17 protein-coding genes are annotated in these 23,342 nt (G+C 72.5%); 6 read left to right on the top strand and 11 right to left on the bottom strand.

All coding sequences use genetic code 11. From position 1 onward, the window contains the following. Positions 1–11: 11 nt before the first annotated feature. On the top strand, positions 12–3,065 hold the full coding sequence (locus tag FVE25_RS35105; RefSeq protein ID WP_157251515.1) for an AfsR/SARP family transcriptional regulator: 3,054 nt from the start codon (positions 12–14) through the stop codon (positions 3,063–3,065). Here FVE25_RS35105 and FVE25_RS35100 read toward each other — a convergent pair. Both FVE25_RS35100 and FVE25_RS35095 read right to left on the bottom strand, forming a co-directional pair. Then, entirely contained in the window at positions 3,048–5,303 is a 2,256-nt protein-coding gene (locus FVE25_RS35100; protein WP_157251513.1) for a S9 family peptidase, read from the bottom strand. The genes FVE25_RS35105 and FVE25_RS35100 overlap by 18 nt on opposite strands. Before the next feature lie 110 nt (positions 5,304–5,413). Then, positions 5,414–6,901, bottom strand: coding sequence for an MFS transporter (locus FVE25_RS35095; protein WP_157251511.1), 1,488 nt, complete (start codon positions 6,899–6,901; stop codon positions 5,414–5,416). Between the two features lie 59 nt (positions 6,902–6,960). Between FVE25_RS35095 and FVE25_RS35090 the strand changes: the two genes are divergently transcribed. The 4 genes from FVE25_RS35090 to FVE25_RS35075 all read left to right on the top strand — a co-directional run bounded on the left by FVE25_RS35090 (position 6,961) and on the right by FVE25_RS35075 (position 12,968). Continuing rightward, positions 6,961–9,096: an AfsR/SARP family transcriptional regulator gene (locus FVE25_RS35090; protein WP_157251509.1), complete on the top strand. Its 2,136-nt coding sequence runs from the start codon at positions 6,961–6,963 to the stop codon at positions 9,094–9,096. A gap of 566 nt (positions 9,097–9,662) precedes the next feature. Beyond that, positions 9,663–11,129, top strand: a complete 1,467-nt coding sequence (locus FVE25_RS35085) for a GEVED domain-containing protein (protein ID WP_157251507.1) — start codon at positions 9,663–9,665, stop codon at positions 11,127–11,129. Positions 11,130–11,160: 31 nt separating this feature from the next. After that, positions 11,161–12,432: a S8 family peptidase gene (locus tag FVE25_RS35080; RefSeq protein ID WP_219825766.1), complete on the top strand. Its 1,272-nt coding sequence runs from the start codon at positions 11,161–11,163 to the stop codon at positions 12,430–12,432. A 266-nt stretch (positions 12,433–12,698) separates the two neighbouring features. Further along, entirely contained in the window at positions 12,699–12,968 is a 270-nt protein-coding gene (locus FVE25_RS35075) for a hypothetical protein (protein ID WP_157251505.1), read from the top strand. Between the two features lie 222 nt (positions 12,969–13,190). Here the strand turns inward: FVE25_RS35075 and FVE25_RS35070 are convergent, their stop codons facing one another. The 4 genes from FVE25_RS35070 to FVE25_RS35055 form a co-directional block, all read right to left on the bottom strand. Continuing rightward, positions 13,191–13,724 (bottom strand): C40 family peptidase, encoded by a 534-nt coding sequence (locus tag FVE25_RS35070; RefSeq protein ID WP_157251503.1) that lies wholly within the window; start codon positions 13,722–13,724, stop codon positions 13,191–13,193. A gap of 136 nt (positions 13,725–13,860) precedes the next feature. Beyond that, positions 13,861–14,130 carry a hypothetical protein gene (locus FVE25_RS35065; RefSeq protein WP_157251488.1) on the bottom strand — a complete coding sequence of 90 codons (270 nt, stop codon included), beginning with the start codon at positions 14,128–14,130 and terminating at the stop codon, positions 13,861–13,863. Beyond that, positions 14,121–15,374 carry an NAD(P)-binding domain-containing protein gene (locus FVE25_RS35060; RefSeq protein ID WP_157251487.1) on the bottom strand — a complete coding sequence of 418 codons (1,254 nt, stop codon included), beginning with the start codon at positions 15,372–15,374 and terminating at the stop codon, positions 14,121–14,123. The genes FVE25_RS35065 and FVE25_RS35060 overlap by 10 nt, the downstream gene beginning before the upstream one ends. A gap of 32 nt (positions 15,375–15,406) precedes the next feature. Further along, positions 15,407–16,597, bottom strand: coding sequence for a carboxylate--amine ligase (locus FVE25_RS35055; protein WP_157251485.1), 1,191 nt, complete (start codon positions 16,595–16,597; stop codon positions 15,407–15,409). Positions 16,598–16,823: 226 nt separating this feature from the next. Between FVE25_RS35055 and FVE25_RS35050 the strand changes: the two genes are divergently transcribed. Continuing rightward, on the top strand, positions 16,824–18,626 hold the full coding sequence (locus FVE25_RS35050) for a glycoside hydrolase family 26 protein (protein WP_157251483.1): 1,803 nt from the start codon (positions 16,824–16,826) through the stop codon (positions 18,624–18,626). Positions 18,627–18,645: 19 nt separating this feature from the next. On the opposite strand, the gene FVE25_RS35045 is transcribed toward FVE25_RS35050, so the two are convergent. From FVE25_RS35045 to FVE25_RS35025, 5 genes are read right to left on the bottom strand one after another with little or no spacing between them, the layout of a single operon-like run. Next, entirely contained in the window at positions 18,646–19,743 is a 1,098-nt protein-coding gene (locus FVE25_RS35045) for a glycosyltransferase (RefSeq protein ID WP_157251481.1), read from the bottom strand. Positions 19,744–19,754: 11 nt separating this feature from the next. Next, positions 19,755–20,876 carry a GNAT family N-acetyltransferase gene (locus FVE25_RS35040; protein ID WP_157251480.1) on the bottom strand — a complete coding sequence of 374 codons (1,122 nt, stop codon included), beginning with the start codon at positions 20,874–20,876 and terminating at the stop codon, positions 19,755–19,757. Further along, positions 20,873–21,511: a YveK family protein gene (locus FVE25_RS35035; protein ID WP_157251478.1), complete on the bottom strand. Its 639-nt coding sequence runs from the start codon at positions 21,509–21,511 to the stop codon at positions 20,873–20,875. The genes FVE25_RS35040 and FVE25_RS35035 overlap by 4 nt, the downstream gene beginning before the upstream one ends. Continuing rightward, positions 21,508–22,638 carry a glycosyltransferase gene (locus tag FVE25_RS35030; protein ID WP_157251476.1) on the bottom strand — a complete coding sequence of 377 codons (1,131 nt, stop codon included), beginning with the start codon at positions 22,636–22,638 and terminating at the stop codon, positions 21,508–21,510. Before FVE25_RS35030 ends, FVE25_RS35035 begins: the two co-directional genes overlap by 4 nt. Then, positions 22,635–23,342, bottom strand: a complete 708-nt coding sequence (locus FVE25_RS35025; RefSeq protein WP_246267896.1) for a polysaccharide deacetylase family protein — start codon at positions 23,340–23,342, stop codon at positions 22,635–22,637. Before FVE25_RS35025 ends, FVE25_RS35030 begins: the two co-directional genes overlap by 4 nt.

The raw sequence follows: 23,342 nt of genomic DNA, 5'->3' as shown, positions 1-23,342 counted from the left end.
GGGGTGGAACGGTGCGCATCGAGCTTTTGGGGCAGATCCGTGCCTTCGGGGAGGACGGGAAGCCGATCGAGATCAGCGGCGCCAGACTGCGCGCGCTCCTGGCCAGGCTCGCCCTCGCCCCCGGCCGGGCCGTGCGGAGTGACACGCTGGCCGACGACCTGTGGGGCGCCGATCCACCGGCCGACGCCGCCAACGCGTTGCAGGCGCTGGTGTCCAGGCTGCGCCGGGCGCTGGGCGGGGCGAAGCAGGTGGAGCCGGTCCCCGGCGGCTACCGGCTGCCGGCGCCGCACGTGGACGCCGCGCGGTTCGAGGACCTGATCGCCCGGGGCCGCGACGCGCTGGCCGCCGACCGGCCGCGCAAGGCGTCGGAACTGCTCGGCGAGGCGCTGGGCCTCTGGCGCGGCACGCCGCTGGCCGACCTGGAGAAGCACGCGTTCGCCGCAGCCGCGGCGGCCCGCTGGGCAGACCTGAGGACGTCGGCCGCCGAGGACCGCTTCGAGGCGGAGCTCCGGCTCGGCGGGCACGAGGCGATCCTGGCCGACCTGGAGTCGGAGAGCGCCCGCCACCCCCTGCGCGAACGCCTGGCCGCGCTGCGCATGCGGGCCCTGGCCGCCGCCGGCCGGCAGTCCGCGGCGCTGGCCGTGTACGAGCACGTCCGCGGCACGCTGGCGGAAGAGCTCGGCGTCGATCCCGGGCCGGAACTACGCGCCGCCCACCTGGCCGTGCTGCGCGGCGAGTACGGCACGTCCCCGGCACGGGCGGAGCCCCGGCTGCCGCTTCGGCTGACCAGCTTCGTCGGCCGGGAGCACGAGCTGAAGCAGGTCCTGGCGCAGATGGAGACCTCCCGACTGGTCACGATCGTGGGACCGGGCGGCGCGGGCAAGAGCAGGCTGGCGGTCGAGGCGGTGACCCGGCACCCCGCGTACCGGACCGGCCGGCTGTGGTTCGTCTCCCTGGCCGCCGCCGACACCCCCGAGCGCCTGGTCGACGTCGTGCTCGGCACGCTCAGGTCTGGCGGCGCCCGGCAGACCGGGCCGGCCGATCCCCTTGACCAGGTGGCCGAGCTGATCCAGGACGGCGCGGCGGTCCTGGTGCTGGACGACTGCGAACGGCTGGTCGAGGACGTCGCCCACCTGGCCCACGGGTTGCTGGGGCGCCTGCCGTACCTGACCATCCTGGCCACCAGCAGGCAGTCGCTGGCGATCGTCGGGGAGGTGCTGTGCCCGCTCGGGCCGCTGGCCGAGCCCCCGGCGGCGCGGCTGTTCCGCGACCGGGCGGCCGACGTGCTGCCGGGCACCGAGCTGGACGACGCCACGGTCGCCGACGTCTGCCGTCGCCTCGACGGCCTGCCGCTCGCCCTGGAACTGGCCGCCGCCCGGCTGCGCTCGATGAGCCTGGAGCAGATCGCCCGTCGGCTCGACGACCGCTTCCGGCTGCTGACCTCGGGCAACAGGACCGCGCTTCCGCACCAGCGCACCCTGCACGCCGTGGTCGAGTGGAGTTGGGGCCTGCTGAGCGAGGAGGAACGCACGCTGGCACGCCGCTTCGCCGTCTTCCCCGGCGGCGCCGGCGAGGCCGCGGTGGAAGCGGTGTGCGGGAGCGTGTACGTCCTGGGCTCGCTCGTGGAGAAGTCGTTCGTGGTGGCGACGGGCGGGCGGTACCGGATGCTGGAGACGATCCGCGCCTACGCCGAGGAGGAGCTGCGCCGCAGCGGTGAGCAGGGCGAGGTCCGGGCCCGGTTCATCCGGCACTTCCGGCTCCTGGCCGAGGAGAACGAGCTGCCGCTGCGCTCGCGTGACCAGCTGCGCGCCTTCGCCGCCCTCGACGCCGACTACGACAACCTGCTGTTCGCGGTGCGCGCGGCCATCGCCGACGGCGACGCCGACGCCGCGTGGCGGCCGCTGCCGACGCTGTGGTGGTACTGGTACACGCGCTTCGACGCCCGATCGGAGAAGCTTCTGGCCGAGGTGCTCGCGTTCGGCGACGCGCTGCCCGGCCACGCGCGGGCGCTGCTGGCCGCGCTCCTCACGCTGGCCGGTGACCGGGTCTTCGCTCCCGCCGCCGAGGCGCGGCCCCTGATCGAGGAGTGCATCCGCACCGGCGTGCTGGAGCGGTTCGTGCCGGCGGTGCCGCTCGTGCTCGCCGCCTCGTTCGTGTACGGCTTCGCCGACCTGGTCGAGGACGAGCTGGCCAAGGCCGGCGAACACCGCGACCCGTGGGCCAGGGCCTCCGCGTCCTGGATGGAGGCTACCGTGCGCGGTGAGGACGGCGACTGGGAAGGCGCCATGAAGGCCCTGGCCGAGGCGCTGCGCCGGTTCGACGAACTCGGCGAGCGCACCGGGCTGATCATGACGTTGGGCAGCCTGGCCCGCGTCCACTCGATCCGCGGCGAGCACGAGGCGGCCATCGCCGCGCTGGAACGCAGCTCGGTGCTGGCCGCCGAGCTCGGCATCGGGGAGGAGATCTGGCACCGGACCGGGCTGGCCGCCGAACGCTCCCGCGCCGGTGACCGGGAAGGCGCCTGGCGCGAGGCGGAGCTGGCCAGGAGCCGGGTGAACCCGCGGGCCAGGCAACATGCCGAGATCGGGCTCTGGCGCCTGATCGCCGCTCTGCACCGCCGTACCGGAGAGCTGGAGGCGGCCGAGCGGGCGGTCGACGAGCTGGCGGCGATGGGCCGCGGCCTGTCCATGGACGAGGAGGCCGTCGCCCGGCTCGTCGCGACCGCCCGCCTGGCCAACCTGCTGGCCGCGGGGCAGGCGCGGGCGGCGCGCGCGTTGTTCCCCGTGGCCGTCCGAGCCTCCCTGAACGAGAGGGACGCCGCGACCGCGGCCGAGCTGCTGGCCAGGCTGCTCCTGCTGGAGGGAGACGCGTACGGCGCGGCCACCGCCCTGGGCCTGAGCCAGGCCATCCGCGGCGCCTTCGACCAGGGCGAGCCCGAGCTGGCCGCGCTCGCCGCCGAGCTGACGGCCCTGCTCGGCGCCCAGCGGTACGAACGGGCCTACCGCGAGGGCGCCGGGCTGCCCAGGGACGAGGCGCTGGCGAAGCTGTCAGAACCAGTCGGATAGCAGCTCCGGGTCGAACGGGATCGGGGCGATCCGGTAGGCGGGCGGCTCGGCCCCCATCAGGTGGCGCACCAGGAAGTCCCACTCCCGCCGGTAGGTGTGGTGGTGGTAGCCGAGGAACAAGTGCTCGGCGCCGGGCACGATCAGCATCTCGAAGTCCTTGTCGAGCAGGATGAGCCGCTCGGCCAGGCGCAGGGTGTGGTCGGGGGCGATGTTGGTGTCCATGCCGCCGTGGATCAGCAGCAGCTTGCCGCGCAGGCGCTCGGCCCGATCCACGTTGTTCACGCGGCTGTAGTCGGCCTCGCCGGGGGTGCCCTGGTAGATCTCCGCGTACCCGGCGTGGTAGCTCTCCAGGTCCTGGTTCGCGCAGCTCGCGACCCCGGCCTTGTAGACGTCGGGGTGGTCGAGCATGGCGCGGACCGCCTGGTGGCCCCCGGCGGAGGAGCCGGCCACGCCCACGCGGTCCATGTCCATCCACGGCCGGGTCCGCGCCAGCTCACGCAGGGCCGCCACATGGTCGGCGGCGTCCCCGACGTTGCCGTAGGAGTGGTCGAAGAACGTCTTGTCCCGGCCCGGGGTGCCGCGCCCGTCGAGGGCCATGACCACGAAGCCGAGCGCCGCCATCACCTCGGCCTCGTGGGCGAAGGGCATCTCCGCGAAGGCCGAGCCGACGCGGTTGCGCTGCGGGCCGGGGTAGGGGTGGTCGATGACCGGGTAGCTGCACTCGGGGTCGAAGCCGTGCGGCTTGTACAGCACGCCGTACACGTCCGTCACGCCGTCGGCCGCCTTGGCGCGGAAGCGCTCGGGCGGGCTCCAGCCGGTCGCGACCAGGCCGCTGACGTCGGCGCGCTCCAGTTCGGTCAGCACCCGGCCGCTCCAGTCGCGCAGGGTGATCACGGGCGGGATCTCGGCGGTGGAGGCCGAGTCGACGAAGCATGATTTGTCGGGCGCGACCGTGACCGCGTGATCCAGGTCGTCCTCGGTCAGCACCGCGAACCCGGGGCCGTCCAGCTCCGCCCGGCAGACCGAGCGCGGATAGGGGTCACCGGCGACCAGGCCGGAGGCGGTGAAGTAGACCACCCGCGCCTCCTCGTCGATGCGCAGGATCTCGCGGACCGTCCACTCGCCCGCGGTCACCTGCCTCTTCAGCGCGCCCGTACGCCCGTCGTACAGGTACAGGTGCCCCCAGCCGTCGCGCTGCGAGTACCACAGCACCTCGTCCCCGCCGGAGAACACCTCGACCATGGGCGCCTGCCCCTCCGCCCACTGGTTCGGCTCCACCCGGGTCGGGCCGGTCTCGGTCAGCAGGGTTTCCACGCGCCCGGTGGCCGGGTCGAGCCGGTTGAGCGACAGGCTGCGCTGGTTGCGGGGATAGCCCAGGTAGTAGGCGACCGAGCCGTCGCCGGCCCACCACAGCCACCGCTGGAACACCGGCGAGGTCTGCGACATCGGCAGCGCGGCCGCCGCGGCGGGCACCACGGCGCCGGTCGCGAGGTCACAGACGACGACCTCGGCCAGGGCGACCTTCTCGTCGCCGGTGTGCGCGAAGCGCTGCGTGTACAACCGGGCGGGGCCGCCCTCGGCCGGCAGCGCGTCGATGAAGTGAGTACGGCGGACGCCGCGGTGGTCGGTGCGGTGCGTGAGCACGCGGGCGCCGTCGGGCGACCAGATCGCGGCCGGAGGCATGGCGGGCAAGCCGAGCTTGCGGAGCAGGACCGAGTAGTGCCACCAGTCCGGCCCGGTGGCGTAGTCGTGGTCCTGCTCGCCGTCACCGGTCAGCGCCCGCTCCCGGCCGCCGGCCAGGTCGCGCACCCACAGGTTGTGGTCCCGGATGAACAGCGCCTGCTGCCCGTCGGGCGAGACCACCTCGTCGAACCCGGCGGCCGGACCCGGCTGGGCCGGCTCCACCAGGTAGGTGTCCAGCGGGCAGCGCCAGTAGCCGTCGAAGGCGGCGAACTCCACGGCCGTCGCGCTGTAGCCGATCGCGGTGAACGGCAGCGCCTCCGGGTCCACGTCCTGTCCGGAGGCGCCGGCCAGCCCTTTGGCCAGCCGTACATGGTCGAAGGCCGGCCGCCGCCCGCCCTCGTCCACGAGGACGAACCGGCGGCCTCTGCGGTACCAGAACTGGGCGCCCTCGCCCGTCCACATCGGCCTGACCCGGTCGCCGGAGACGAGCTTGTGCCGGTATTGGAGGACGAGCTTCTCCGCGGTCTCGTAGGCGGAGACGTCGAGCTGTCGCATGAAGGGTTCCCCCCGATCGTGTGGGATGCGTTCGGTCGTCTCACAGCCTGGGGATCGGGGCTGACGACGGCCTGACACCGTCTCCGGCGGCGGTGTCAGGTCGCGTCAGGTCAGTGTTCGTCCGCGCCGATCGGGCGCACGTGCCGGAGCATGGTCAGGGAGGCCACGGCCAGGACCAGCGCGATCACCCCGCTGAGGAGCGTGACCACGATCAGCCCCTGGCCGAACGCGGCCTGCGCCTCGGCCACGAGCGCCGCCGCCGGGCCCGGCCGCAGCCCGGCGGCCGTGTCGAGCGCCTCGCCGAGCGACTCGCCCGCCCCGGGCGAGGTGGCGAGGCTGCCGTAGACGGCGGTGCCGACGCTGCCGAGGAGCGCGATGCCGAGCGCGATCCCGAACTCGCCGCTGCTCTCCGCGATCGCGGAGGCCGATCCGGCGCGCTCCCGCGGCGCCGATCCGACGATGAGGCCGAGCCCGAGCGCGCCCACGGGCGCCATGCCGACGAAGGCGACGGTGATGCCCGTCATCAGCACGCCGAGGCCGTCGCCCGCCGCCACCAGCGCGAACCCGGCGACCGACACCACCATCCCCGCGCCCACGACGACACTGGGGCGATAGGCGCTCGCGATGGCCGGCGCCGCGAGCGACCCGCCGACCAGGCCGAGCGCCGGGATCGCCATCCACATCCCTGCGGCCAGCGGCGACAGCCCCTCGACCAGTTGCAGGTGCTGGCTCACGAACAGGTAGACGCCGCCCTGCGTCACCATGGCCAGCGCGAGGATCAGCAGCGCGGTGCGGAAGGACCGGTTGGCGAAGAGCCCGAGATCCAGCAGCGGCTCGGCCAGCCGCCGCTGCCGCCGGACGAACAGCACGCCCGCCGCCACGCCCACCCCGAGCGCGAGGTACGGCACCGCCTGCCCCGGATCCTTGGCCAGTTCCTTCAGCGCGTACACGGTCGGCAGGATCGCCGCCAGCGACAGCGCCACGCTGGCCGGGTCGGGCCGGGCGGCGCCGTGCGCCGGAGTCTCCGGCAGCAGGAAGAGCCCGCCCAGCACCACCAGGACCATGATCGGCACCCCCAGCAGGAACACCGACCCCCACCAGTAGTTCTCCAGCAGTACCCCGCCGACGACGGGCCCGAGGGCCGCACCGCCCATGAAGCAGGCGGTGAACACCCCGATGGCCATGGCCCGCCGCCTGGCGTCGGCGAACAACCCGGCCGCCAGCGCCAGCGCGGACGGCCCCATCGCGGCTCCGGCCACACCCAGCAGCGCCCTGGCCACGATGAGCAGCACGGTGGAGGGGGAGTAGGCCGCCAGCGCGGAGGCGGCGCCGAACAGGATCGCGCCGATCACCAGCAGCCGGCGACGGCCGATCCGGTCGCCGAGCGACCCCATGGTGACCATGAACCCGGCGATCATGAAGCTGTACACGTCGGTGATCCACAGCAGCTCGGTGGCGCTGGGATCCAGGTCGGCGGCCAGATGGGGAAGGGCCAGCACCAGCACGGTGTTGTCAACGGCGAGCAGCAACGTGGCCAGGGCGAGCACGGCCATCCCCAGCCATGCGCGCACCCCGTCACGGGTAGCGGTAGTCGTCATGTGACCAGGCTCAAGGGTGGACGTTATGGATATGTTCGGGACTGTTTAGGGTGGCGTTCATGCGCTTCGCCGTCCTGGGGCCGCTCGAGGTGATCGCGGCCGATGGCCGCGCCGTGGCCGTGCCCGAGCGCAAGGTCCGGGCGTTGCTGGCCGGCCTGCTCGCCCACAACGGCCGGGTGGTGCCCGCGGAGCGGCTCATCGACGGCTTGTGGGGGCCGGAGCGGCCGGGCAATCCGCTCGGGGCGCTGCGGGCCAAGGTGTCGCAGCTACGGCGGGCGCTCGACGAGGCCGAGCCCGGCGCCAGGACCCTGCTCGCCACCCGGGCGCCCGGCTACCTGATCGACGCCGACACCGACGCGCACCGCTTCCAGGAGGCGCTCGGGCGACTCGGGTCCGTGGCCGAGCCGGCCGAACGCGCCGCGCTGCTGGCCGAGGCGCTGGCGTGGTGGCGTGGCCCCGCCTTCGCCGACTTCTCCGACCTGCCCGGCGAACCCCTGGTCCGGCGGGCCGCGCTCCGCCTGGAGGAACAACGGCTGACCGCCCTCGAAGCCTACGCCGACGCCCGGCTCGCCCTCGGCCAGGACGCCGCGCTGGTCGGCGAGCTGACCGACCTGGCCGCCCAGCACCCGCTGCGCGAGGGTTTCCACAGCCTGTTGATGCGCGCCCTCTACCGATCCGGACGGCAGGCCGACGCGCTCGACGTCTACCGCGCCTTCCGCGGGCGCATGCGCGACGACCTGGGCCTCGACCCCGGCCCAGAACTCGCCGCCCTGCACCAGGCGATCCTGGAACACCGGCCGGCCCTGCGCCGCCCCGCGCACGTGCCCGCGCCCGCGGGCGGACGGCTGCCGGAGCCGCTGACCGACCTCGTGGGCCGCTCCGGCGCACTGCGCGACCTGCTCGCACTGCCCGGTACGGCCCGGCTCGTGACGCTGACCGGCATGGGCGGAGTGGGCAAAAGCCGCCTGGCGCTGGCCGCCGCCCACCGGATGGCCTCCGGCTTCCCCGACGGCGCGCACCTGGTGGAGCTGTCGGCCGTGCCCGCGACCCTGTCCCCGCAGGTGGCCGAGGCCGTGGCCACCGCGCTGGGGCTACGAGAGGACCAGGGCGCGGGCGAACCCGGCCGGCGGATCGCCGCCGCCCTGGGGACGCGGCGGGCGTTGCTGGTCCTCGACAACTGCGAGCACGTGGTCGAGGAGGTGGCCGCGCTGGCCGGATCGCTGCTGGGCGCCGCCCCCGGCCTGCGCATCATCGCCACCAGCAGGGAACCGCTCGGGGTGGCGGGCGAGATCGTCCGCGAGGTCCCGCCCTTGGACGCGGAGTCCGCCGCCCGCCTCCTCACCCTCCGCGCAGCCGACGCGGGCCACCCCCTGACAGCCGGTGACGGTGGTGTGGTCGGGGTTGGGGACGGTGGTGTGGTCGGGGTTGGGGACGCCGAGGCGGTGGCGGTGATCTGCCGGCGGCTGGACGGCATTCCGCTGGCGCTCGAGCTGGCGGCGGCCAGGGTGCCGGCGTTGGGGGTGCGGGCGCTGGCCGAGCGGCTGGATGACCGGTTCCGGCTGTTGTCGGCCGGGCGGCGGGGCGGCCCCGCGCGTCAGCGGACGCTCAGGGCCGCGATCGACTGGAGCTGGGACATGCTGACCGGCCCGGAACGGGTCGTATTGCGCCGCCTGGCCGTGCAGGTGGGCGGGTGCACGCTGGAGGCCGCCGAGCGGATCTGCGCCGTGCCCATGCCGATCCCCGGAGGCACGGCGGCCGACGCCGAGCTGGCCGCGAAGGCGCAGGCCACCGGCAACGGCGATGAGCTGGATCCGGCCGACGTGGCCGATCTGCTGGCCCGTCTGGTGGACCGGTCGCTGGTGGTGCGCTCGGGCGGGAGGTATCGGCTGCTGGAGTCCGTGGCGGCCTACGGGGTGGAGCGGCTGCGCGAGGCCGGTGAATACGACCGGGTCCTGCGGTGGTACGCCACCTACTACACCCAGCTCGCCGAGTGCGCCGAAGCGTACCGCACCGGACCGGCCCGGCACCGCTGGGCGGGCAGGCTGGACGCCGAGACCGCCAACGTGCGCGGCGCCCTGGAGGCGGCCATGAGCCTGGGCGAGACCGGGCTGGCCGGGCGGCTCACCGGCTCCCTCGGGTGGTACTGGCTCCAGGCCGGCCGGCAGGCGCAAGCGACATCGCTGGCTATGCGCTGACCGGACACCATTTCTCCAGACTGCCCGTATTTATCGCCGCGATTAACGTGGCATTGAACGCGTGCTACAGTGCAGAATTTGACAGGGCTCCTACGGCCGATTCGTCTATTTCGGACATTCGAAGTGATGTGCAGCGCCTTGGAAAACTGAAGAGATCTTTGATGTGAAAATGCCGCCAACCAGTTGTCGGCGCCATCCACGCTGGCATGATTCGTCGGGCAGGCTTGGCCATGGTCACTGACGTGGGTCAACGCCTGTGGTCACGCATGAGGGCCGCAAGCTCGTATCGGAGCTCTTTTTCTCTGCTCATTCGCAGGAGCGTCATCCGGGTTCGCTCCCGCAGCAGCCTGCGAAAGTAGTGAATCTGCTCCGTGGATGGAAGGTCATCAAGGATGTTTTCAATATTGTATAGGCTGCGGCGTGTAGTGGTGGTCAATGTCACGGCGGCGATGCTAGTCAGCGCGTTGGGTTCGTCGAGCGCTCTTGCCGCAGAGCAGGAAATATCCCCACCGAGCCGGGGGACGCAGGTTGCCAGCCGACAGGCACCAACCGGGCAGACCTGGACGATGGCCAACACCGCCGAACGCGCCCAAGGCGCAACCCCCTCCGGCGTCGTCATGACCGTCGAGAAGAAGCTCGCCGGCGGCGCCCGGGTCGGCAAGGCGGAGACCCTCGGCGCCAACCCCGGCGCCCCGGCCGACGAATACCTCATCCCGGTCAACGCGAAGGCCGTGGCCGGCATCGGCGACCTGTACGAGGGCTTCAAGGTCCGGCCGAACGGCTGGAGCGACGTCGCGACGCTGACCTTCACCTTCTCCCGCCCGGTACGCAACCCCCGCCTGCACGTCGCGGGCACCGGCGGCGCCACCGAGGACGCCTCGGGCAACCAGGAGGAGTTCTGGACCGGCCTGCGCCTGGTCGGCGGCGCCCCCTCCGACCCGACGTTCACCAACATCGCCGGCTTCCCCGGATTCAAGGTCGGCGACCAGGCCATCATCCCCGCGAACCTCGGGGGACCCCGGCGCGAGCCCACCTGCGGCGTCGTCTACATGTGCGGCACCGCCCAGATCAACGGCATGATCTCCACGTTCACCATGCAGGTGCGCGCCCGCAACGTCCGCCGGATCATGGCCGCGGGCGACGCCTTCATGTGGGGCGTCTTCCGCGTCACGTTCGAAGAGGACGGCTCCGACGCCCCGGACTCCTACGGCGCGGCCTCCCACACGGTCTCCGACCTGTCGATCGGCTCCCGGGCCACCGCCGACCACTCCACGACGGTGAGCTCGTTCCCGCGCCGCCTCGCCGACGACACCGACGACGCCGCGGGCTGGCTCCCGGCCGCCGGCGCCGTGGACGGGCGACGTCCGATGCAGCTCTCCGTGCCCGTCAAGACGGTACGGCCGGCCGTACTCGCCGGGTGGGTCGACTTCGACAGGGATGGCAAGTTCCAGAACGACGAGCGGGCGTCGGCGGCGGTCTCGCCGGGTTCGTCCCAGGTGCGGCTTTCGTGGCCGGGGCACGAGGACGCGACCGCCGGGGAGTCGTGGATGCGCCTGCGGCTGGCCGACACCGAGGCTGAGCTGGCGGCTCCGACCGGCTGGGCGGCCAGCGGCGAGGTCGAGGACCATCCCATCAGCCTGGACGGCGCGGCAGCCCTCAAGGTCAGGCACGCGGCCACCCCCCGCGGAGCCGCCAAGGCGGGCGAGGGACTGACCCTCCACACGGCGATCGCCAACACCGGTCGTACGGCCGAGCCGTACACACTGACGGTGGACCTGCAGGACGTGCTCGACGACGCCAGGCACCGCAGGGTGCACCCGGCCCCCACGTCCCGCACCGACACCACGCTCACCTGGCAGGGCGAGCTGAAGCCGGGTGACACCCGGGAGTTCCGCCTGCGTTTCGTCACCAAGCGCAAGGACCTGGGCAACCGCCAGGTGCGCACGCGCTGGTCCGGCGACGGCACGGGCGCGTGCGCCGATCAGCCGGAGCGTCCGGCCTGCGGGCTGACCGTCCCGGTGCGCCAGCGCTGACCCCGGCACCCGCCGGGAAGAGGGGAGTGACATGAGGTGGACCGCGGTTCCCGCCGTCTGGCTGACCTTCTGCCTGGGGTCCGCCATCGCGCCGCCCCCCGCGCCGGCAGCGGCCATGACAAACGCCCCGGCCGCGACATACGTCCCGGCCGGGACGAAGGTCCCGCTCACGACATACGCGACGGCCGCGACATACGTCCCGGCCGCGGCGGGCGTCTCGGCTGCGGCTTCCGCGGCCGGGACGTACGTCGTGGCCCTGCGCCGCCCGCCGGACGGTGACGTCGCGGGCGCCGAGGCGCGGGCCGAGGCGATGACCGGCCGGTACGGCGGGCGGGTCCACCATGTTTACGCCTCCGCGCTGCGCGGGTTCTCGGTCGCCATGAGCGCGGATCAGGCGGCCAGGCTCGCGGCCAACCCACGGGTGGCGATGGTCGAGCGGAACCAGGTCTTCAGCCCCCAGGCGACCCCGTGGGGGCTGGACCGGGTCAACCAGCGGAACCTGCCCCTGGACGACGTGGCGCTGCGCGGGGGCAGCGCCTCCGGGGTGACCGCCTACGTCCTCGACAGCGGGCTGCGCGTCACGCACTCCGAGTTCGGCGGCCGGGCCGGCCACGGCTATGACGCCCTGGACGACGACCTGGTCGCCGACGACTGCTACGGGCACGGGACACACGTGGCCGGCATCCTCGGCGGGCGCACGTACGGCGTGGCCAAGGACGTCGGCCTCGTGGCCGTGCGTGTGCTCGACTGCGCCGGCTTCGGCACCACCGCGGACATCGTGGCCGGCATCGACTGGGTGACCCGGCATGCCAGGGAGCCTGCCGTGGTGAACCTCAGCCTGCAGGCGGGCAAGAGCCGGGCCATCGACCGGGCGGTGCGCAGTTCGGTCGCGACGGGCCTGCCGTACGTGGTGTCCGCGGGAAACCAGGGGCGCGACGCCTGCGACGCCTCGCCCTCCGGGGTGGCGGAGGCGATCACGGTGGGCGCGAGCACGGACGCCGACGAGCGGGCGCCGTTCTCCAACGACGGGCGTTGTGTGGACCTGTTCGCGCCGGGGGCGGCGATACCGTCGGCCTGGATCACCGATGACGAGTCGAGTTTCACGGTCAGCGGGACGTCGATGGCCGCTCCGCACGTGGCGGGGGCCGTGGCGCTGATGCTGGCGGGACGGCCCGGGTCCACTCCCGCGGATATCGCCGCCCGGCTGGCGGAGGAGTCCACGAAGAACGTCATATCCGGTCTTCGTGGCGAGTCGCCGAACCGGTTGCTGTTCGTGGAAGACAGATCTGCTTCTCCGGTGTGAGAAGCGGTCAAGGCGGATTGCCCGGATTTATCGGGATTCGTGGCGGGCCAGTTCATTTTCCTTTGGCCGAGCTGAGAAACGCAGATTACTCCCCATGGGTTTTATCTGCAATGTCAAGGAATCCAGAACGGTCTTTGACTTTAACGCGGCAGGGAATGGTGGCAACTAGTCTGCGTGGCGCGGCAAGGTAGTCATGTGTGGTGCGGCTGCCGAAATCAATAGGCGGCGTCACACGAAATTCCATTCGTACACTGGAGGAAGTAAACATGCTTCGTCGCATTGTCATCGGTGCGCTCGCCGCAGGGGCTTTCCTGGCCGCCTCGTCCACCGCGGCATCCGCGGCCACCTGGGAGAAGGGCGGCGACGACAACGTCGGCAACTCTCACAGCCCGGCGTCCATCGTCATTCCGGTGCTCAACCACGCCCTCAACAACAACGAGGTCGACGTCCTGACGATCGCGCACCTGGAGCGGATCAACCTGAACCTCCTGACCAACAACACCAGCATCACCGATGTTGAGGGCAAGGACGGCTGAAATCCCACCATGGTGGGTCTGCGTTCGCGAGCCGCCGGTGCGCTCGCAATGATTGCGGAGCGCGCCGGCAGCCGAGCGGACACCTCGCGGGGACACGTCTGATGTCGTCGCGGCGCAGGACGGGTGAGCGGTAGACGGGCACTCTCCCTCACTTGGACGAAACGTTGCCCCCGGTCCGGCTCTCTACTCCCGAGGAGCCGGGCCGGGGGCAATTTTCATGTGCTACATCCCCCGCCGGTCGTCGGCGCCCGCCGGGCGGATGATTCCGGCGTAACCCCGCCGGTCGATGTTCTCGATGCGCACGACCGCGCCGGTGAAAGGCGCGACGACCATCTGCTCGCCATTGATGGTCAGCCCGACGTGGTCCGGGCCGCGCCGCTTGGCATTGGTCTCGTAGAAGGCCAGGTCGCCCGCCTGGACGCGGTGGCGGGGAATTCTGGATCCCGACCGCCACTGCGTATACGTGCTGGAGCCGATGCTGAGGCCCGCCCTGGCCCAGGCGTACTCGGTGAGGCCGGCGCAGTCGAAGCCCTTGGTCCGCCTCCCACGCCCGGTTCCGAGCGTCGGGCCGGTGACGTCGCCGCCGCCCCACGCGTAGGGGACGCCGAGCATGGCGAGGGCCGCGTCCGCCGCCACCTGGCCCGGCGGCAGCCCCGCCGACTCCCGGCAGGACGCGCACTCCGTGAGCGCGTAGGCGGTGGCGGGGGCGAACGTGAACGCCAGCAGCGCCCCGCCGATGATGAACGTGAACCTCATGGCACCTGTCTCGTGAAAAGCGTCTCGGAGAAGGTGCCCGCAGGTGCCGCCGGTTGAAAACCAAGGGCAATTCAGCAATCAGCACGGCCATGCCAAGTGCCGGGGCGGCGGAGCCGTACCGGCCCCGCCGCCCGATTCAGCGGCTGACGAACCCCCTGCCCGGAGGCACGGTGACGGTCATGTCGCCGCCGTCGACCAGCGTCATCGACCGTGCGCTCGGGCTCTTCTGCCGCACGTCCACCGGGCCGGGAAGGGGCACGTACGGCGCCTCCTCCGTCATGAACGGCGCGGTGACGACCACCTTGGGCCCGGCGGAGGCGAACGCCCCGCAGGGGAGGGCGCACAGGCCCGCGGCGAGGAGCCCCGCGACCACAGGGCGGGCCCAGCGGCGAGGGCTCAGCGGCATGAGGGCTCACCGCTGTGCTGAAGGTCGCCCGAGCCGGCCTTCCGGCCGTCGGCGATCCTGGCGACCAGACCGGGGACGAGCGTCGCAGCGGCGAACCTGGAGCCGTGCACGAACCGCATGACCGGCCCGAACGTGGGCGCGGCGGCGAGTCCGACGATGAACAGCCCGGCGACCGAGGACTCGAAGGTCTTGCTCAGCACGGGCGCGTACCGCAGGTGCCGCAGGGCGGTGCGCACCTCGGGGGCGAGCACGGCGAACCTGCGCACGTCCACGACGTAGCCGGTGGCGGCGATGACGTGGTCGGCGTGCAGGCTGAACGGGTCGCCGGACTCGTCCTGGAGGGTCAGGTCCGCGCCGTCCACGGCCGTCGCCCGGCGCAGGCGGGCGCCGAGGCTGGTGGGGATGCCGGTGAAGCGCTCACGGAGCCACCACGAGCCCGCCGGGCCGAGCGTGGTCCGCACGATGCGCCGGCGGAGCGGGGCGGGCAGGTGACGGAAGAGCGCGGGCCGCTCCGACCACAGCCAGGACCGCCAGCCGGTGCCGAGGCCCGACTGCGGGGCCAGGCAGCGGGCGAGCACCGAGCGCTCGGGGACGGGGGTGGTGTTCCACAGCAGTTGCGGGGCGCGCGCGATCAGGTGCGGTTCCGCCCCGGCCTCGCGGAGCAGGACGGCCGTCTCGATGGCCGACTGCCCGGCCCCGATCACCGCCACCGCCTTGCCCGCGTACCGGCGCGGGTCGTGGACCTGGCAGCTGTGCGCGAGAACGGACGAGGGAAGCGAGGCCAGCGTCGCGGGCACACGGGCGAAGGGCAGGAACCCGACGGCCAGCACGACCGTGCGCGCCAGAATGCGCTCGCCGGTCGCCAGAATGAGCTGGAAAAGCCCGTCGTCGTTTTTGTCGATGCTCGCGACGTCGGCAGGGGTGATACGGTCGCCGACCGCCTGCTCGCAGAACCAGCGGCCGTAATCGACGAATCGTTCCACCGGGGTCGGCTGCGCATAGGCATAGGGGAAATCGCGCTCCGCGCAGTATGCGGCGAGCGTGAGATCCTCCCGGGGGTCGGCGAGGTGGGAGGCGAACGGTTCGGACTTGAGCAGCATGCCCTGGGGCATGTGCCGGTCCCAGGCGTTCATCGGGGTGCCGAAGACGCGGGTGCCGAGCCCTGCGCTGATCGCGTATGCGGCTACCGAGAGCCCGTACGGACCCGCCCCGACGACAGCGACATCGAGCGTTTCCTCTTGCATGAATTCCTCTCGTTCTACGGACGCGGGACCGGTCAGGCCCGGCGTCCCCTGAGCGCGCGGAGAAAGGTGTGCCCGACCATCCCGGCGAACGGCCGGAGGTCGTCACGCGCATACCACGCCAGCTCATCTGAATGCCGCGTCGCGGCCAGCCAGCCGCCGCCGGACGACCCCCCGGCCAGCTTTCTGAGGAGGTCGTAGTTTTCCACCAGATAGGTGCGGCCATACTGTGGTGCGCCCGGCGCGAGAGGCTGGCCGGTGAGGTCCAGATAAGCGGCGCGGATGACATCGATCCGGGTCGAGCCGGCGAACAGGCGGAACTGCGCGCCGACGCGGGGATTGAAGTCGAGCAGATAATATTGGCCGTCGCCCGCGTGGTATCGGAAATCCAGGTCAAGGATGCCCGCGTAACCGAGGGAGCGGGCGAGCGTCGTGGCCTTCTGCTCGATGTCGGGATTGTCCAGCCAGCGGCCGAGGGTGGTGATTCCCGCCGCCGGGGGATAGGCCCGCTCTTTTCGCCCGCTGCCCGAGAAGCCGCACGTGGCGTCTTTCCTGAAATATCCGTGAAAGAACCAGTCTGCGGAAGGAGCGGGAGGGATGTACCGCTGGAGGAGGAGCTCGCTCGGCTGCCCCCTGGCCTGGTCGGCGAGGGTCCTGAGCTGCTCGGCCGTGTGCACGAGGGTGGTACTGCGGCCGCGGGTGACCAGCCAGGGCTTCGCCCACTTGGCGATCATCGGGTAGCCGTATGCGCGTTCGGCCTCGGCCAGATCGGCGGGCGTCTCCATGACCAGGGTGTCGGGGTGCGGCACGCCCAGCTTCCTGCAGATCGTGGCCAGCTCCCCTTTGTCGGCGAGCCGGGACGGAAGCTCGCTCGGGGGCGTGGAAATGCGGAACCTGGTCGCGAGGGCGTGGGAGTGCCGGGCGATGTGGATGGCGGTGATGTCGTCCATCGGCAGCAGAACCGGGGTTTCGCCGATGCGGTCGGCCGCGGAAAGTACCGTATGCAGAAAGGTGTCCGCGTCCGCGCCGGTCGTGGTCCAATCGGTGCAACCGGCCAGGTACTTCGTCCGTACGGCGGGGCCGTACGGACGGGCGAGAATCGCGTGCACCTCGATATCGACGCGACCAAGCGTCCGGATGGCGGCAAGCGTGCCATGGTGAAATGGATTGCTGTCCATGCGCACGAGCAAAGCCGGCGCCCGGGGGTCGATAGGCAGGTCATTCACCGGTCTTTCATATCATGACGTTACCAAGCCCTTTTCCATGGATTAGCTATTTGTCGTCCTTCAACGAGGAAGGGTTAGGGGGTAAATCATGGCCTATATCCCCAATCCGGACATTCAGTACATGTGTCTCAAAGGTTTGATGAGGATTTTATGTTCCACCAAAGGTGTGAGTGGGAATGGAGGAACCCAGAAAAGCAGTGATCCATAGGAATGGTGAGTTAGCTGTATGAGAAGGCACAAGTTCCTTGGGCTTCGGGTCTGGGGCGCGCTGGGGGCGGGCTTTCTGGTGGTGGTGGCCGTCGCCGCGCAACCTGTAGCGGTGGCCGGGCCCAAGCTCCGCGCTAACGTCATAGAGAAAGCCGCGCTCGGCGTATTCACGGGCTCGGACGGGCGAGGCACCACCCGGCTGGCGGAATTCGAGCGCTGGCTCGGCCGCGACGTCACCGTCGGCCGCACCTACATTCCTGGCGAAACCTGGGCGGCCTTCCTGGGGCCCGATTTCATCCTCAAACCCTGGACGCGCTGGCGCGCCGAGAAGCCGGGCCGGGTCCTGGCCATCAACGTGCCCATGGTGGCGCCCAACGAGGGCGGGCTCTCCGACCCGTCCGTCGCCGTCCTGCTCAACGCGGGCGCGAACGGCGCCTTCGACCTCACCTTTCGCCAGCTCGCCGACCGCCTGGTCGCCGAAGGAGCCGGCGACTCGATCATCGTCCTCGGCTGGGAGATGAACGGCACCACCTACTCCAGCCGTTGCGCGCCGGACCCCGTCGCGTGGAAGACGTACTGGCGCCGGATCGTGACCGCCATGCGCGCGGTCCCCGGGCAGAAGTTCCGCTTCGACTTCACGGCCGCCCGCGGCCGCGACGCCATTCCGTGGACCCAGTGCTACCCGGGTGACGACGTCGTCGACATCATCGGCCTCGACAGCTACGACCAGCCGCCTGCCGACGGGTTCCGCGACTACGTCTCTCAGCCTTATGGGCTGCAGCATCACGCCGACTTCGCCGCCGCGCACGGCAAGCCGATGTCCTTCCCCGAGTGGGGGCTGTTCCGGTACGGCGACCGGCCGCAGTACGTCCGCGGGATGCTCGACTGGATCGGCAAGCACAACGTCGTCTACCACTCGCTGTCCGACTACTGCCCGCACGGGGTGTGGCAGTGCGCGGCCAACCCGCGCTCGGCGGACGGCTACCGCACCGCCCTGCGCCAGATGCTGCCCGGCACCCTGCCGAAGGCCACCGACCCGCCGCTGCCGTCGCCCTCGGCGCCGGTCCCGCTGCCCTCGGCGTCACTGCCGTCCGCCCCGGTCCCGGCCCCTTCGGCGTCGCTGCCCTCGGCTCCGGTGCCCGCGCCTTCGGCGAGCCTGCCGGTCCCGGCCCCGTCGGCCAGCCTGCCGTCGGCTCCGGTCCCGGCTCCCTCGGCGAGCCTGCCGGTGGCCGCGCCCTCGGCGACCCTGCCCTCGGCTCCGGTCCCGGCGCCGTCCGCGAGCCTGCCGGTCCCGGCGCCCTCGGCGTCGCTGCCCTCGGCTCCGGTGCCCGCGCCGTCGGCGAGCCTGCCGGTGCCCGCGCCTTCGGCCAGTCTGCCGGTGGCCGCGCCCTCGGCGACCTTGCCGTCGGCTCCGGTGCCTGCGCCTTCGGCCAGTCTGCCGGTTCCGGCCCCGTCGGCCAGCCTGCCGTCGGCTCCGGTGCCCGCGCCGTCGGCGAGCCTGCCGGTTCCGGCCCCATCGGCCAGTCTGCCGGTTGCGGCACCGTCCGCGTCGCTGCCCGCCCCCGGACTCCCGCTGGCCGGTGGCCTTCCGCAGGACGCGGGCACGGTGGTCCCGTCGCCGCCCGCGACGCTGGTCAGCGTGGAAGGCGGTCTGCTGAGCGTGGTGACCGGCGTGCTGCAGAGCCTGCTGGCGCTCATCGCCGGAACACCGCCGCCGCCGTCCGTGCCGCTGGTGGAGCTGCCTCCCGTGCCGCTGGACATCCCGAGTCCCACGGTGATGCCGCCGGCCATCCCGGCCAGTGACGACGACTGGATGAGCTGACGGGTGGTGGCCGGGCGGGCTATCCCCGCCCGGCCACCTCGGCCGTCAGCCGCGCCAGCGCCTCCATGGTGGCGCGCGCGTCGAACTCCTTGCTCCCCAGCGCCGCGAGCTGCCCTTCCCGCCAGGCGAGCGAAGGGTCCAGCAGACGTACGGCCAGCGCGTGCGTCAGCCCGTCGAGGTCCCCGGCCGTGACCAGGGCCCCGCTCTCCTCGCTGACGACCTCGCGCAACCCGGGAACGTCGAAGGCCACCACCGGACGCGCGCAGGCCATGGCCTCCAGCGCCGTCAACGGCAGCCCTTCCCAGCGCGACGGCATGACGACCACGTCACAGGCGGCGTACCACGGCCGCACGTCGGCCCGCGCACCGGCGAACAGCACCCCGGCCGGAGCCTCGTCCTCCAGCTCGGCCCGGAGCTCCCCGTCGCCCACGAGCACCAGCAGCGCGTCGGGACAGGTGCCCAGCACCCGCGGCCAGGCCCGCAGCAAGGTGTCCTGGCCCTTCTGCCGGGTGACCCGGCCCACGCACAGCGCCAGCCGTCCATGCTCGGGAAGCCCGAGCGCGGCGCGCGCCCGGAGCCGGTCGTCCTCGTCCGCGGGCACGAAGCGCTCCAGGTCGACGCCGTTGCGGACGACCCTCGCGGACAGCCCCTGAGCCCGGCCCGCGTCCGCTTCGCCGTCCCCGACGCACACGACCGCCGCCGTCCAGCGGGCCGCCAGGCGCTCCCACGCGATCGCGGCCCTGGTCATCGCCCCTTGGCAGGCCAGCCAGGACCAGCCGTGGGGCTGGTAGACGGTGGGCCGGCGGCCGCGCAGGACCAGCCGTCCCACCAGGCCGGCCTTAGCCGAGTGGAGGTGGACGACGTCGGGATCGACGTGGCGCACGATCCGGCGCAGCGCGACGGCCTCGCCGATGGCGCTCACCCCGGGCGAACGGGCCGCCTCCCAGGCGAGGTGCGTGACGCCGAGCGCGGCGAGCCGGTCGCGCAGGGGCCCGTGCGGCGGGGCCGCCACGGTCACCCGCCAGCCCCGCCGTACCTGGTCGGCCACCGCGGCGCTCACGTACGCGGCCACGCCCGCTTCCACGGGCATGCTGACGTGCAGGACGGACAGCGGCATGGTCGGGTCTCTCACTGCTCTGGCCGGGACGGGGCGCCGGCGACGGAGGGGAAGTGTTCCTTGAGCGCCCGCGCGGCGCGGATGCGCGCGCTGACGGCGGCGGCGTAGGCGGCGGCCCGGCGCGTCCTGCCCAGGATCACGCGCTGGTTGGCGACGGCTGTCGCGCCCCATTTCGCCTTGTGGGGTTCGTTCCCGCGCAGCAGGCTCACCGTGCGCAGGCCGCGCTCGTGCGCTCGGCGGAGGGACTGCTGGATGACCATGGCGAAGGTGTCCACGCGGGTGCGCAGCCAGGGGTCGGCGCCGTAGAGGTAGCCGCCGGTGAAGTCTCCGCCGACGAGGCAGAAGTCGGAGGCCACGAGCCGGTCGCCGACCCGGAACTCCGTCAGCGCCGCCTGCCCGGTGGCGATCAGCTCGGTCGCGGACTGGACGAGGTGCCGGCGGAACCTCGGCCGCAGGTGTTCCTTGTTGATGGCCCGGCCGGACCACTGCATGGCGTGCAGGCGCAGCAGGTCGTCGATGGCGGCCGGCACCTGCTCGGGGTGGACCGTGGTGATGCGCAGGTCCAGGCTGCCGGACCTGCGCAGGGTACGGCGGAGCTTCCCGGCCGTCCGGGCGCCCATGGTCGCGATCAGCTCCTCCAGCGGCATGGCCGGCATGTAGAGGCAGTCCGAGGCGGTCATGAGCCACCGGCGATCCGGCCAGCAGCGGTGCAACGACTCCACGGCGGCGCCGGGCCGTACCTCGGGGAAGTCGAGCACGTCCCAGCCGGGCGTGCGCAGGAGCGCCCGGGTGGCCTCGGGCAGGAGCGTGCCGGCGTGCTCGTCGTCGACGAGCATGTCGGTGTAGTCGGACAGGCCGGTGCCCAAGGGGCGCAGGACCCGGCACCCCCACAGGTGGGAGCGCATGAGGGGGAGCGCCGCCAGGAGGCGGTCGTCGCCGCGCAGCACCAGCACGCGCAGGTCGTTGCGCCCGCCGTACCGCTGCCACCAGGAGGTGATCCAGGCGTGGGACTGGAACGGCGTCGCGGTGGCGCAGCGGTCGTAGAGGTCGTTCCACGCGGGCTTCAGCGCCGGCAGGTCGCCGGGGGCGATGCGTTCCCAGCCGGTGACCGGCTGGCGGATGCCGGCCTTCATGCCTGGACCGGGCGCTTGCGTGAACGTTCGCGGGCGCGGGCGGCCGGCTCGTCGCGGGTGCCCTCGTCGGCGCGGCGGCGGGGCGGGGAGACGAGATAGAAGAGGCCGCCCACGAGGAGACCGGCGGCGCCGCCGACCCCCATGTTGAGGAGCTGGTCGGGTCCCGACGGCTCCTCGGGCGGCGCGGCCTGCGAGAGGCTGGCGATCCTGACGCCGGTGTCGGCCGCATGGGCGGCGGCGTAGGCGATGAGCGCCTGCGCGTGGGCGTTGGCCTGGCCGGCGGCCTGCGCGGCCTGGGGCGCGGAGGCGGTCAGGCTGATCAGAGGGGCGTCGGGGGAGGCCGAGACACGGACCTCGCGCTGAAGCTGGCCGACGGTCTTGGCCGGCAGGTTCGGGCGCAGCGCCTCGGTCATGATGCCGGGCTGGGTGGCGATCCGGGTGAACGCCTGGGCGAAGTTCGTCGTGTGGTCGATGGTGGACTGGTCGTTGGCGACCACGACCACGTACGCCTGGGCCGTGTAGATCCGCTCGGTCAGCGCGGTGTACAGCAGTCCTGCGCAGATGCCCAGAATGACGGCGCAGCCTTGCGGCCACCACTGCTGGACGGCAGCGGCTATCTGACGGATGAATGTCATCGTTGCTCTCCCCATGCGGGCGTGATGCCTTGTGACCGGGACCTCTGCTCGTGGAGGCGCGTGTAGAGCGCCTCGATGCGGTTGACGTGCTGGTCGATGCCGTAGTGGGTGACGGCGTGCGGCGGCGCGAGCCGCTCGTGGCCGGTGCCCGCGAGCTCGCGGACGGCCTGGCTGTAGGCGTCAGCCGCCGAGGGCACGCATCGGGCGCCCGGCGCGGCGCCCGGCGGCAGCTCGGCCAGCGCCGGGCACGCGCTGTACAGCACGGGCAGCCCGCAGGCCAGCGCCTCGACGACGGCGAGCCCGAACGTCTCCTCCTGCGAGGGGGCGGCGAAGACGTCCATGGCCGACAGGAGGGCGGGCACCTGGCTGGACTGCCCGGTGAGGATCATGCGCTGCGCGACCCCGAGCCTGCGGGCGCGCGCCACCAGGTTGGCGCGTTCCGGACCGTCGCCCACCAGCAGCAGGACGGTGTCCGGGACGGCTGCGAGGGCGTCGATCAGGACGTCGAACCGCTTGCCCGGCTCCAGCCGGCCGACGCCGCCGACGACCGTGAGGTGGGGCGGGATGGTGAGCCGGGCCCGGGTGGTCCGCCGTACCTCGGGGTCGAAGCGGAAGGCCGCCGGGTCGATGCCGTTGGCGATCACCTCGATCCGGCTGGGCGGCACGCCCCAGCGTTCCAGCCGCCGGGCTGTGGCCGACGAGACCGCGATGGTCATGTGCCCGAGCCGTTCGCCGGCGCGGGCCAGCGAGCGGACCGGTCCGGTGATGGGGCGTCCCTCCAGCCGGTGCTCGCCGATGGAGTGCTCGCTGGCCACGATCGCGGGCACCCTGGCCAGCCGGGCGAGCAGACGCCCGTAGAGACCGGCCCGGAACAGGTGGGTGTGAACCACGTCGTAGCCGCCCGCCCGGATCAGCCGCCAGAGGGGCATGAGCACGCGCAGGTCCCGGTTGCCCGTCATACCGAGGTGGTGAACGGGCACGCCCAGAGACTCGATGGCCTGGCTGATCAGCCCCGGTTTCGTCAGGGCGGCCACCTCCGCCGTGACCCGGTGGTGTGCGACCAGGTCACGCAGCTGGCGTTCCGCGCCGCCCGCCTCCAGGCCGGTGATGACGTGCAGCACCTTCACCGGCCCCGCCCCCACGTCCAGCGGTGGAGGGCGCGCTTGGCGTGCAGGCGGAGCGGGTTGTCCCGCTCGCCCACATGGGTGCGGGGCAGGTTGTGGGGGCCGGCCGCGTGCGGCCTGATGCCGCAGGCGTAGCCGTACCCGGCGGCGCGCACGGCCTCGACCGCCTCGTCGTCGGCGTGGCCGTAGGGGTAGGCCAGGCCCGTGACCGGCCGGCCGAGGATGCCCTCCAGCTCGATCCGGCTGGCTTCGACCTGGTGCCGCACGTCGGCGGCCGGGGCGCCGGCCAGCGAGGCGTGGGTCAGCGTGTGGGAGCCGATCTCCATGCCGTGGGCGGCGACCTCCCGCAGCTGCTCGGCCGTCATCAGCGGCTTGCGCGGGCCCAGGGGGTCCCAGGCGTTGTCCCCGCCGAGCCGCCCGGTGACCGCGAACACCGTGCCGGTGAACCCGTGCCGGAGCAGCACCGGCAGCGCATGGGTGACGAAGTCGGCGTACCCGTCGTCGAAGGTGAGGCCGACGAGTCTGCCCGCCGTACCGGAGCGCTGGGCGTCGAGCAGGTCGCGCATGGACACCCCGCGCAGCCCGCGGCGGCTCAGCCACCTCATCTGCGCGGCGAAGCGCTGGGGCTTGACCGTGATGAGGTAGGGATCCTCCTCGAAGTGGTCGATGGAGTGATACATCAGCACTTGCTGCTTGGTGGCGCTCAC

It is taken from the genome of Nonomuraea typhae (assembly GCF_009760925.1).
In the GTDB taxonomy this organism is placed as follows: domain Bacteria; phylum Actinomycetota; class Actinomycetes; order Streptosporangiales; family Streptosporangiaceae; genus Nonomuraea; species Nonomuraea typhae.
Note: the sequence above shows the minus strand (reverse complement) of the source record. Positions and strands in the feature narration are given on the sequence as shown.

Excerpts from the sequence above, each read along its gene's own strand:
- FVE25_RS35100 (WP_157251513.1), bottom strand. The coding sequence starts at position 5,303 with ATGCGACAGCTCGACGTCTCCGCCTACGAGACCGCGGAGAAGCTCGTC.
- FVE25_RS35095 (WP_157251511.1), bottom strand. The coding sequence starts at position 6,901 with ATGACGACTACCGCTACCCGTGACGGGGTGCGCGCATGGCTGGGGATG.
- FVE25_RS35090 (WP_157251509.1), top strand. The coding sequence starts at position 6,961 with ATGCGCTTCGCCGTCCTGGGGCCGCTCGAGGTGATCGCGGCCGATGGC.
- FVE25_RS35085 (WP_157251507.1), top strand. The coding sequence starts at position 9,663 with ATGGCCAACACCGCCGAACGCGCCCAAGGCGCAACCCCCTCCGGCGTC.
- FVE25_RS35080 (WP_219825766.1), top strand. The coding sequence starts at position 11,161 with ATGAGGTGGACCGCGGTTCCCGCCGTCTGGCTGACCTTCTGCCTGGGG.
- FVE25_RS35075 (WP_157251505.1), top strand. The coding sequence starts at position 12,699 with ATGCTTCGTCGCATTGTCATCGGTGCGCTCGCCGCAGGGGCTTTCCTG.
- FVE25_RS35070 (WP_157251503.1), bottom strand. The coding sequence starts at position 13,724 with ATGAGGTTCACGTTCATCATCGGCGGGGCGCTGCTGGCGTTCACGTTC.
- FVE25_RS35065 (WP_157251488.1), bottom strand. The coding sequence starts at position 14,130 with ATGCCGCTGAGCCCTCGCCGCTGGGCCCGCCCTGTGGTCGCGGGGCTC.
- FVE25_RS35060 (WP_157251487.1), bottom strand. The coding sequence starts at position 15,374 with ATGCAAGAGGAAACGCTCGATGTCGCTGTCGTCGGGGCGGGTCCGTAC.
- FVE25_RS35050 (WP_157251483.1), top strand. The coding sequence starts at position 16,824 with ATGAGAAGGCACAAGTTCCTTGGGCTTCGGGTCTGGGGCGCGCTGGGG.
- FVE25_RS35045 (WP_157251481.1), bottom strand. The coding sequence starts at position 19,743 with ATGCCGCTGTCCGTCCTGCACGTCAGCATGCCCGTGGAAGCGGGCGTG.
- FVE25_RS35040 (WP_157251480.1), bottom strand. The coding sequence starts at position 20,876 with ATGAAGGCCGGCATCCGCCAGCCGGTCACCGGCTGGGAACGCATCGCC.
- FVE25_RS35035 (WP_157251478.1), bottom strand. The coding sequence starts at position 21,511 with ATGACATTCATCCGTCAGATAGCCGCTGCCGTCCAGCAGTGGTGGCCG.